Annotated in this window: 9 protein-coding genes; 4 read left to right on the plus strand and 5 right to left on the minus strand. The window is 38.0% G+C overall.

Translation table 11 applies throughout. From position 1 onward, the window contains the following. The coding region (locus CUN59_RS10670; protein WP_207765409.1) for a Uma2 family endonuclease at positions 1-253 on the minus strand (253 nt) is incomplete at its 3' end. A 143-nt stretch (positions 254-396) separates the two neighbouring features. After that, positions 397-1,593, minus strand: a complete 1,197-nt coding sequence (gene tyrS / locus CUN59_RS10675) for a tyrosine--tRNA ligase (protein ID WP_104387827.1) — start codon at positions 1,591-1,593, stop codon at positions 397-399. Positions 1,594-1,766: 173 nt separating this feature from the next. On the opposite strand from tyrS, the gene CUN59_RS10680 reads away from it, so the two are divergent. Beyond that, on the plus strand, positions 1,767-3,689 hold the full coding sequence (locus CUN59_RS10680) for a transglycosylase domain-containing protein (RefSeq protein ID WP_104387828.1): 1,923 nt from the start codon (positions 1,767-1,769) through the stop codon (positions 3,687-3,689). 71 nt (positions 3,690-3,760) lie between these two features. Here CUN59_RS10680 and CUN59_RS10685 read toward each other — a convergent pair whose 3' ends face one another. Then, positions 3,761-4,084, minus strand: coding sequence for a DUF1825 family protein (locus CUN59_RS10685; RefSeq protein WP_104387829.1), 324 nt, complete (start codon positions 4,082-4,084; stop codon positions 3,761-3,763). Between the two features lie 425 nt (positions 4,085-4,509). On the opposite strand from CUN59_RS10685, the gene CUN59_RS10690 reads away from it, so the two are divergent. The 3 genes from CUN59_RS10690 (at position 4,510) to aspS (ending at position 9,573) form a co-directional block, all read left to right on the plus strand. After that, the gene (locus CUN59_RS10690) at positions 4,510-5,862 is read left to right on the plus strand and encodes a folate/biopterin family MFS transporter (protein ID WP_104387839.1); all 1,353 of its coding nucleotides are present in this window, start codon (positions 4,510-4,512) and stop codon (positions 5,860-5,862) included. A gap of 158 nt (positions 5,863-6,020) precedes the next feature. Then, positions 6,021-7,493, plus strand: coding sequence for a carotenoid oxygenase family protein (locus tag CUN59_RS10695; protein ID WP_104387830.1), 1,473 nt, complete (start codon positions 6,021-6,023; stop codon positions 7,491-7,493). 271 nt (positions 7,494-7,764) lie between these two features. Next, a complete protein-coding gene (gene aspS, locus CUN59_RS10700; protein ID WP_104387831.1) occupies positions 7,765-9,573 on the plus strand; it encodes an aspartate--tRNA ligase in 1,809 nt (602 codons plus the stop codon). Between the two features lie 43 nt (positions 9,574-9,616). Here the strand turns inward: aspS and CUN59_RS10705 are convergent, their stop codons facing one another. Together CUN59_RS10705 and CUN59_RS10710 are read right to left on the minus strand one after the other, a co-directional pair. Then, positions 9,617-10,237 (minus strand): hypothetical protein, encoded by a 621-nt coding sequence (locus CUN59_RS10705; protein WP_104387832.1) that lies wholly within the window; start codon positions 10,235-10,237, stop codon positions 9,617-9,619. Between the two features lie 11 nt (positions 10,238-10,248). After that, positions 10,249-10,458 (minus strand): hypothetical protein, encoded by a 210-nt coding sequence (locus tag CUN59_RS10710; protein ID WP_207765410.1) that lies wholly within the window; start codon positions 10,456-10,458, stop codon positions 10,249-10,251. Positions 10,459-10,767: the final 309 nt, after the last annotated feature.

The raw sequence follows: 10,767 nt of genomic DNA on the forward strand, positions 1-10,767 counted from the left end.
CAATATTTAATTGAAGGTGTGTACCTTCAGGTCTAACTATAACTTGATTAGATATCATATAAGATAATCCCATTCGTTTAATTTCAAAGGAAATTTCCACACCTAAAAATCCTTTAACTTCTTCATGATCTCCCGCTGGTTGCGCCATTTTGACAATTGCTCCATGATGTAATTCATAATGTGCATCGGAATTGTCAGGGAGCCAGTTAACAAATTCCTCGAAGGTAACAATTTTATTTAAGGTTTGAATCATGACTTTTAAGAATTATTGATAATGACAACATTATAACTAGCAGATTGGTGGGGTGCGTCAGATATCAAAAATATATTTATTTGCAGGATTTATGGAGTCTGACGCACCCTACAACTCCTGTACGGGCGAACGGCCGTTCGCCCCTACTTTACTAACCGCACAAAATTCTTCTTACCTACCTGTAACACATTACCATATAAATCATCAGGCTGAGAAAAACTTAAATCTGCATCAGTAATCTTATCACCATCTATCCTCACTCCACCTTCTTGAATTTTGCGTTTACCTTCGGCTGTGCTTTTACATAAACCAGTAGCACCCAAAATAAACGCTAATTTAGCGGGAAATTGAGGAATAGCAGCTAGAGAAAATTCCGGTAATGCTCCTTCCTTACCACCACTTTTCGCCGCTTCCTTGGCTTCATTAGCCGCTTGTTCGCCGTGATACTGACGGACTATTTCCCATGCCAAAAATTCCTGGCGATCGCGTGGCTTTTCTGGCAGACTATCCAAAGGTAAATCTGTCAACAATTCAAAATATTGTGACAGTAAATTATCTGGCACACCTTGAAGTTTTTGATACTTTTGGGAAGGATGTTCACCCAAGCCGACATAATTACCTAAAGACTTCGACATTTTTTGTACACCATCAGTCCCAATTAAAATTGGTAATAACAGTCCAAACTGCGGTTTTAAACCAAAATGACGTTGTAAATCTCGACCGACAGCGATGTTAAATTTTTGATCAGTTCCACCTAATTCTACATCTGCTTCCACAGCCACAGAATCATAACCTTGCATCAGTGGATACAGGAACTCATGGAGAAAAATAGGATTCTCTTGTTTATAACGTTCTGCAAAACCTTCCTTGGCTAACATTTGTCCTACAGTCATTGTAGAAAGTAACTCTAAAGTTTTTCCTAAATCTAGACGCGAAAGCCATTCTGAGTTATAACGTACCTCAAGCCTGCCGGGGCTATCGAAATCTAAAATTGGACGCACTTGGTCAAGATAGGTTTGGGCATTTTGTGCCACATCCGCTTCCGTAAGCTGACGACGCACCTCAGATTTACCAGTAGGATCGCCAATCCGGGCGGTAAAATCTCCAATAATCAGAACTGCCGTATGACCAGCATCTTGAAAAGCCCGCAATTTCCGCACAGGAATACTATGGCCAAGATGAATATCCGCCCCCGTTGGGTCAATACCTAGTTTAATTCTTAAAGGACGTTCAGAATTAAGTAACCGGTTTTCTAGACTTTCCGTATCCTTATCACCACCATGGGATTGAGGAAAAATTTCTGCCACACCACGATGCAACCAAGAGAAATTTTGCGTCATACTAAGAAGTTCGCTATTAACTATATTGTCCACTCTCAAAGTTAAGTTTGTTATGTTCAACAACCAATTATCTGCTTTCTGTGCTGCTAGACTACTATAATTTCAGAAAATTAACTGTCTTTTTCCATTTAATGAATTACATTTAAATCTACAAGTGAGGAAGTGAGATCGCCGTGTCGTCTAGGACTTTTGATAATAAACAACCACAAAAGCAAGCTTCATCTGGATTTGAGTTTTTTAAAGGAGTAGGTCAGGTCACTGGCGGTACTCTGCTATCCATCACACTCCTAGCAAGCTCTGTTGTCGCCGGGGGACTCGTAGGTTTAGCCATTAGTTTCCGTAATTTACCAGATGTTAGACAAATAAAAAATTTCTTCCCCTCGGAAACTACTTACATATATGATATAAAAGGTAAACTTTTAACCAGTATTCATGGGGAAGCCAACCGAGAAGTAGTACCTCTTGATAAAGTTTCCCCGCATCTGAAACGCGCTGTTTTAGCCAGTGAAGATGGCCACTTTTATGATCATCATGGGATTAATCCCACTGGTGTAGGTCGTGCCATTGTCGTAAACATGGTAGCAGGTGGAGTCAAAGAAGGTGGTTCTACCATCACCATGCAGTTGGTTAAAAACCTATTTTTATCTCAAAAACGGGCTTTTACCCGTAAATTAGCAGAAGCTGTCCTAGCAATTCGTTTAGAGCAAATTCTCTCGAAAAACGAAATCCTAGAAATGTACCTCAATCAAGTTTATTGGGGTCATAACAACTACGGTGTCCAAACAGCAGCACGCAGTTATTTTAATAAATCAGCAGAATATTTAACTTTAGGTGAATCAGCTATGATGGCTGGTTTAATCCAAGCACCAGAAGAGTTTAGCCCGTTTGCGAATATGAAATTGGCTAAACAGAAACAAAAGGAAGTGCTAGGGCGAATGATAGAGTTAGGTTGGATTAGCCAAAAAGAATATGATGACGCCCTCCAACAACCCATTAAATTAGGCAAAATTAGGTCTTTTCAGGGTAGTGCCTCACCTTATATCACCAATTCTGTCGCCCAAGAATTGGCGAAAAAATTTGGCCGAGATGCCCTACTTAAAGGGGGAATGCGGGTACAAACTACTGTTGATGCCAAATTCCAAGCTATGGCAGAAGGAACCATCAAAGACTGGCATCAAAAGCTTCAGTCCCAAGGGTTATCTAAAAATCAAATGGCTTTGGTCGCTATTGACCCACGTACACATTTTGTCAAAGCTCTTGTTGGTGGCGTAGATTATAAAGTTAGTGAATTTAACCGAGCCACCCAAGCCAAACGCCAACCGGGTTCTTCCTTTAAACCCTTTGTTTATTATGCTGCCTTTGCTACTGGCAAATATGCTCCAGATAGCACAGTGCTAGATGCTCCAGTTGGTTATCAAGATGGTAATGGTTGGTACTATCCTAAAAACTATGATAGTAAGTTTGCCGGTTCGATGTCAATTCGCACCGCCCTTGCCCAGTCTCGCAACATCCCTGTAATTAAATTGGGTAAAGCGGTAGGGATGAATAAAGTGATTGAAACCTGTCGCACCTTGGGCATTATGAGTCCCATGGAACCGGTTACATCTCTACCATTAGGTGCTATTGGTGTCACTCCCCTAGAAATGGCTAGTGCTTACGCTACCTTTGCTAATTATGGCTGGCAGTCACCACCTACGGTAATAGTTCGCATTACAGATAGTGTCGGTAATGTGATTCTTGATAATACACCTAAGCAAAAACAAGTTCTTGATCCTTGGGCATCAGCAGCAATTATTGATGTCATGCAATCAGCAATTACTGAAGGTACAGGTAGAAATGCCGCTATAGGTAGACCTGCTGCAGGTAAGACAGGAACTACATCTTCAGAAAAAGATATTTGGTTTGTTGGTACTGTGCCACAATTAACTACTGCTGTTTGGGTGGGTAGAGATGATAATAAACAACTAGCCAGTGGTGCAACTGGCGGTATGATAGTAGCTCCTATCTGGCGCGATTTTATGACAAAAGCACTCAATGGTGTACCTGTAGAAAAGTTTAAATCACCTTCTCAATTCCCACGTCCTAAATCAAATTAATTGGTCAGTGGTCAGTGGTCAGTAGAAAAAACTTCCCCCCTGCACCCCTGCTCACTTTTCCCTGTTCCGAGTCATTTTGTTTTTTCCAATTCTGCTTTCATCCTTTCTAAAGTGACATTCATTTGATCAAACATTTGCTGTGGAGTGACACCAAACTGACCTAGCTGGGTTTTTAGTTGCTGTATGGTCATTTGTGCCATGAAATCCTCTGATAACTCGAACCGCTTCATAAAGACGCGATAACGATCCATTAGGGTTTCCATTTGCTCAATAAACAGCTTTTTGCCCTCGCGGTCAAATTTGCCGTAGCTGTTGCCAAGTTGAATAAGTGCTTGATAGTCTTCAAACAACTGCTTGGCTTCTTGCTGCACTATTTCAGAGTCGAAGAATCCCATTTTGCTTTAATTTAACTAAGTGCTATTAGTTCAGTAGCTGGCAATTTTGTCTCCATATCCTATTTTAGTGTAGAAGATTCATATATAAAAACTACTTCGGTTAAAGTAGGGTTTTTTACCGAAATTTCACTACTTGACCTTATGTATAGTAGGGAACAGTTGACGGTTGAGGGTTTATGGTTGTATCTTGCCCTAATACCATTATGAATTTTTACTTTTAAATTTTGCTATAGCGGTATGCACTTGAATGAGATACAGAATTTACCTAAAAAACTATACACTCTCATGACTTTCAACTCTGTTCCCTATTCCCTGTTCCCTCTTCTAAAGAGCTAGACCTTTGTGGAGTAGATGCTGTTCCCCGTTCCCTGTTCCCTGCCATATATGATATAAAAGTACATAAAACTTAAAATGTATTCATGCAAATGCTAAATGACTCTTCTGGCTTACCCAAGGTTAAAGACTCACTAATTAGGCAAATTCTCTTAGGTAATGAACCTAGTCCTGAGTTAATAGCAATTATTACGATCTATTTTTTCCAAGGCATATTGGCATTATCGCGGCTAGCAGTTAGCTTTTTTCTCAAAGATGAATTGCTATTGAGTCCAGTACAAATGTCAGCCATTATCGGTATTAGTACCATCCCTTGGATGATTAAACCATTATATGGTTTTATCTCTGATAGTTTCCCTTTATTTGGCTATCATAGAAAACCTTACATTTTACTATCCGGAATTATTGGTTGTGCAGCTTGGGTATGTTTAGGAACTGTAGTTCATACTAGCTCAATGGCAACAATGATGATTTTACTTTCTTTTCTCTCCGTTGCCATTAGCGATGTGATCATTGATTCTATAGTAGTTCAAAGAGCGAGAATTGAAACAGAAGCTAATGTCGGTTCTTTACAATCTCTTTGTTGGGGTAGTACAGCCATTGGAGGCTTATGTACAGCTTATTTTAGCGGCTTGCTTTTAGAATATTTTAGCACCCGCACAGTATTTTTAATCACAGCATTATTCCCATTAGTTATGTCATCTGTAACTTGGTTAATTGCAGAGCAACCTGTTGATAAAAACGAGCAAAATAAAAAAGATAATAATACTAAAAATCAGCTAGTACAAATCCGTGCAGCTATCACAAAAGAAGCTATTTTATTACCAACATTATTTATCTTTTTTTGGCACGCTACACCTAATGCGGAAGCAGCTTTTTTCTATTTTACCACTAATGAACTACATTTTGACCCAGAATTTTTAGGACGAGTGCAATTAGTGACAAGTTTTGCTTCTTTAATTGGGGTTTGGGTTTTTCAACGTTACTTGAAAACTATTCCTTTTCGAGTGATGTTTACTTGGGGAATTTTGTTATCCACTGCCTTAGGAATGACAACTTTACTATTAGTCACTCATACAAATAGACTTTTAGGAATAGATGATCATTGGTTTAGTTTAGGTGATAGTTTAATTATTACTGTGATTGGGAAAATTGTCTTTATGCCTGTTCTCGTATTATCTACTAAACTTTGTCCTCCTGGGATAGAAGCCACATTTTTTGCTTTATTAATGTCTGTGTTAAATTTAGGAGGAACTGTTTCCTATGGTTTAGGTTCAGTTATGATGCAATGGTTAGGAATTACAGAAAATCATTTTGATTCACTGTGGTTATTGATCATTATTACTAACTGTAGTTCTTTAATTCCCATATTTTTGATTAAATGGCTACCAGATGGTAAAGTAGAAATCAATAATAGTCAAGCTGTTGTTAATGATGTAGTTTAGTTGTAAGGATTCAGGATAGAGAAAACTTGATATAGCAGAGAACAGGGAGGATAAAAGAAAAGTGTTCTTTATCCTTTACTCTGAACTCCTGATAGCCAAGCTTAGTCTTAGCCATACTTCTGAATTCTTACGTTTAGTTTATTCTCTCAATCACAAAAATGCAAACTGTAGAACCGGAAAATAATCAACTTTTAGCAAAATCCTATACTCTCAAAGATTGGCAAGGTGGATATGAATCTCTCAAGGAAGAATTTGATTATTGGATTGATGATATAGAGGGAGAAATACCTTTAGATTTATCAGGAACTTTATTGAGAAATGGTCCAGGCTTATTAGATATTAATGGACAAAAATTACATCATCCTTTTGATGGTGATGGGATGATTAGTAGGGTAACTTTTACCAATGGTCGCGCCCATTTTCGCAATCGGTTTGTGCAAACAGAAGGTTATTTAGCGGAAAAAAAAGCTGGTAAAATTCTCTATCGAGGTGTTTTTGGCACAGAAAAACCTGGTGGTTGGTTGGCTAATATTTTTGATTTAAAGATTAAACATATTGCTAATACCAATGTCATTTATTGGGGTAGTAAACTTTTAGCTTTATGGGAAGCGGCAGAACCTTATTTACTTAATCCCCAAACCTTAGAAACATTAGGAAATGAATATTTTGATGGGGTTTTATCCAAAAAAGAAGCTTTTAGCGCCCATCCCAAAATCGATCCCCATGGTAAGTTAGTTAATTTTGCGATTAAACCGGGACTATCAACCACAATTACAATCTTTGAATTGAATACTCAGGGAAAAATTACCAGTAAACAAAGTCATCAAGTTAAGGGGTTTTGCTTTATTCATGATTTTGTGATTACAGAAAATTACTGTATTTTCTTTCAAAATCCTGTTGATTTTAACCCCATACCTTTTGCTTTGGGAATATCCACAGCAGGACAATGTATTAAATTTCAAAAAAATCAACCTACAAAAATCATCGTTATTCCTCGCACCGGAAAAATACACAATCAAAAAGTCCAAGTTTTAGAAACCAAAGCAGGGTTTATTTTTCATCATGTTAATGCTTTTGAAGAAGAAAATAAAATCATTATTGATTCGATTTGTTATCAATCATTAATAGAGGTTGAACCTAATAGCGATTATCGAGAAACTGATTTTGATAAAAACTCTCCTGGACAACTTTGGCGGTTTAATCTGAATTTATCAGCCCAGAAAGTAGAAAATCATGTGATCAGCGATCGCGCTTGTGAATTTCCAGTTATTCACCCGCATAATGTAGGTAAATCCTATCGTTATTTATATGGTGGTGCGGCTGATCAAAAAGGAGTAAATGCGCCATTACAAGCTATTTTCAAATATGATTTAGAGTTGGGAACAGAACAATTATGGAGTGCTGCACCACGAGGTTTTACTGGTGAACCAATTTTTGTTCCTCGTCCCAATTCACAAATAGAAGATGATGGTTGGTTAATTACTTTAGTTTATGATGCCGAATATCATCGTTCGGATGTGGTGATTTTAGATGCGGCAAATTTAGCTAAAGGTGCGATCGCTAAATTACATCTTAAACATCATATTCCCTACGGTTTACATGGCAGTTTTACACCGGAAATATTTATCTGAGATCCATCGTTTGGAAACCGCGTTTACAGTAATAGCGTTACACTGAGGTAATTTCTGAACGCGATCCCAACAGCAAGAAGGGATCGCCAATTTGTTGATATTGCTGTGATCACAAAAATGGGTTTTGCCCGTCTAGCAGTGGTTTCTAACCGCCAAAGCTAAAATAACTGATTTTCCCAGAACAAAAACGACTACAATGACTGTTGATACTAGATAATGGGAAAGCCTTGACATTTACCCAACCTAGCCCGGAACTAAAGAACTAACAACTATGCGAACTCACTATTGCGGCGAACTCCGAAAAGAACATATTGGTGAAACTGTTACCTTTTACGGATGGGTAGACCGTCGCCGCGATCACGGTGGTGTGATATTCTTAGATTTGCGCGATGCCTACGGCGGGCTACGCCTACGCTCTGGTATTGTCCAAATCGTCAGCGACCCCCAGCGCACCCCAGACTCCTACGAACAAGCTAACGCCCTACGTAATGAATACGTAGTGAAAATTACTGGCAGGGTCACTGAACGTCCTCCAGAATCTTTAAATACTCGTATTCCCACAGGCGAAGTCGAAGTCTATGCTGATAAAATAGAACTCCTCAACGCTGTCCGTAAACAATTACCTTTCCAAGTTTCCACCGCAGACACGGAAACAGTGCGGGAAGAATTGCGGTTAAAATATCGTTACTTGGACTTACGACGGGAACGCATGGCGCAAAATATGCAATTGCGTCATCAAGTCATCAAAGCCATGCGGCGCTACCTGGAAGACATAGAAGGTTTTATCGAAGTTGAAACCCCAGTTCTCACCCGTTCTACCCCCGAAGGGGCGCGAGATTATATTCTTCCCAGTCGGGTGAATGAGGGTGAATGGTTCGCTTTACCCCAATCTCCCCAACTCTTCAAACAATTATTGATGGTATCAGGCATGGATAGATACTATCAAATTGCCCGATGTTTCCGCGATGAAGATTTACGTGCCGACAGACAACCGGAGTTTACCCAACTAGACATGGAAATGAGTTTCATGTCTGAAGATGAAATTATCGAACTCAATGAAAAGTTAGTTTGTCATATTTTCAAAACTGTCAAAGGAATTGATTTACCTCGTCCTTTTCCTCGTCTTCCCTACGCCCAAGCAATGGCGAAATATGGCAGTGATAAACCAGATACCCGTTATGCTTTGGAATTAGTTGATGTTTCTGACGTTTTAAAAGATTCCGGTTTTAAAGTTTTTCGAGAAGCCATTTCTAACGGTGGTATTGTTAAAATCCTACCCATTCCTAATGGTAATGATGCCATTTCTAATGTTCGCATTAAACCAGGTGGCGATATTTTTAAAGAAGCCGCAGAAGCTGGTGCGAAAGGATTAGCTTATATCCGCGTCCGCGAAAATGACGAACTTGATACTATTGGTGCAATTAAAGATAATTTAACACCGGAACAAAAGCAGGAAATCTTAACAAGAACAGGTGCAAAAGCTGGACATTTGTTATTATTTGCGGCTGCTGATACAACCACTGTTAATAAAACTTTAGACAGAATTCGTCAATATGTGGCTAGGGAATTTAAGTTAATTGCAAAAGACAAAATTAACTTCCTTTGGGTGACAGAATTTCCCATGTTTGAATGGAATGCAGATGAAAAACGTCTGGAAGCATTACACCATCCCTTTACAGCACCCCATCCTGATGATATCAACGATTTAAAAACCGCCCGCGCCCAAGCCTATGATTTAGTATTAAATGGCTTTGAAGTTGGTGGTGGAAGTTTACGAATTTATCAGCGAGAAGTGCAAGAACAGGTATTTACAGCAATTGGTTTATCAACGGAAGAAGCACAAAGTAAATTCGGCTTTTTGTTAGAAGCTTTTGAATATGGAACTCCTCCCCATGGTGGTATCGCCTACGGTGTAGATCGGTTGGTAATGTTATTAGCAAAAGAAGAATCTATTCGTGATGTCATTGCTTTCCCCAAAACACAACAAGCACGTTGTTTATTAACAGATGCACCTTCTGGTGTAGATGCAAAACAGTTGAAAGAACTTCATGTTGCTTCGACTGTTAAACCGAAAGTATAAGATAAAGCTCCCCGACTTCTTAAAGAAGTTGGGGATCTGAATTTTAGGTTAAAATCCCTACTAAAATTTGCATTAATATTTCTAAATCAGTAGGAACTCTATATAACATTAAATCCTGAGTTATGAGTTTATTTTCCCGTTCAAAACTTCCAAACTGCCAAATATCTCCAGTTGTTACAGCACCATATAATATTGGTTCATCCCCTTCCACCCATTGATCTAAAGCAATTAATTCAACTGCAAGTTGAGTAAAACCTCGCGTTAAATCTGCGTGTTTTGCCTCTACAACCAAAACCTGATGTTGAGATTGCAAATAATAATCTAAATCACCCCGCAAAAATGGATTTATTTCAATGGGATATTCAATATTAATTTTGGACTCAGTAATATGTGCAACTTCTAAGAGAATTGGTGCAATTAAAACTTCTCTTCTTGCAGCTTCACTTGTTAAACTAACTCTTTGAATGGCCTCTTCTAATCGTTCTTTGAGATCAACTAATCGAGATATTTGATTATTACTTACTGGCCAATTAATTGTTCCTCTAGTTAAATTAACTCCTAATTCTTGTAAAATATCCGCAGGTGCAAACCTTAACTCAAAATATTTACGAAATGTGTATGTTTCATCAGGTTTAAGAATCGGGGGACGATGTGATTTAGTCATAAATTTATAAATTATGTTGTAATTTTTTTATCTTTTATATTATTATAATATATTTTTTTCTTGGGTGTAGGGATAAATTGTAAATTCCTATTTTCAGATAGTAAATCACTTAAAACATTAATACAATTCACTCCTAAACTATTTTCAAACTCATCAATTAAAATCACAGTTCCTTCAGCAGCAAAATAACATTCGCTGATTTGCATTAAAGTTTTATACATACCTGATGATATATATTTTTGACTAATCCAATGATTTACTCCTCTTTCTTTTATTTTAATTGTTAAAGGAGCTTTTTTTGAATAGAAATAACCAAATTGTTCTTTTCACTTTCATCTTCATCTGAGTATATTTTAACTTAATCTAAGTTTTTTATCTTCTTATGTGCGGTGAATCAAAGATGATCTTAAATAGGGCTTACTGAATAAAGCTATAACCGTTTATTAATAGGGGTTTCGCGGATTTTAAGAACAAGCAAGTGCAAGGTTTTGGTAAATGGAGTCTCAAAACAGTTGCATTTTTCCTTGTCG

The sequence above is a fragment of the Cuspidothrix issatschenkoi CHARLIE-1 genome (genome assembly GCF_002934005.1).
GTDB lineage: Bacteria > Cyanobacteriota > Cyanobacteriia > Cyanobacteriales > Nostocaceae > Cuspidothrix > Cuspidothrix issatschenkoi.

What these genes read in the sequence shown, in the direction of transcription:
- aspS (WP_104387831.1), top strand. Translation starts at nt 7,765, where the DNA reads ATGCGAACTCACTATTGCGGCGAACTCCGAAAAGAACATATTGGTGAA.
- CUN59_RS10690 (WP_104387839.1), top strand. Translation starts at nt 4,510, where the DNA reads ATGCTAAATGACTCTTCTGGCTTACCCAAGGTTAAAGACTCACTAATT.
- CUN59_RS10685 (WP_104387829.1), bottom strand. Translation starts at nt 4,084, where the DNA reads ATGGGATTCTTCGACTCTGAAATAGTGCAGCAAGAAGCCAAGCAGTTG.
- CUN59_RS10705 (WP_104387832.1), bottom strand. Translation starts at nt 10,237, where the DNA reads ATGACTAAATCACATCGTCCCCCGATTCTTAAACCTGATGAAACATAC.
- tyrS (WP_104387827.1), bottom strand. Translation starts at nt 1,593, where the DNA reads ATGACGCAAAATTTCTCTTGGTTGCATCGTGGTGTGGCAGAAATTTTT.
- CUN59_RS10710 (WP_207765410.1), bottom strand. Translation starts at nt 10,458, where the DNA reads ATGTATAAAACTTTAATGCAAATCAGCGAATGTTATTTTGCTGCTGAA.
- CUN59_RS10695 (WP_104387830.1), top strand. Translation starts at nt 6,021, where the DNA reads ATGCAAACTGTAGAACCGGAAAATAATCAACTTTTAGCAAAATCCTAT.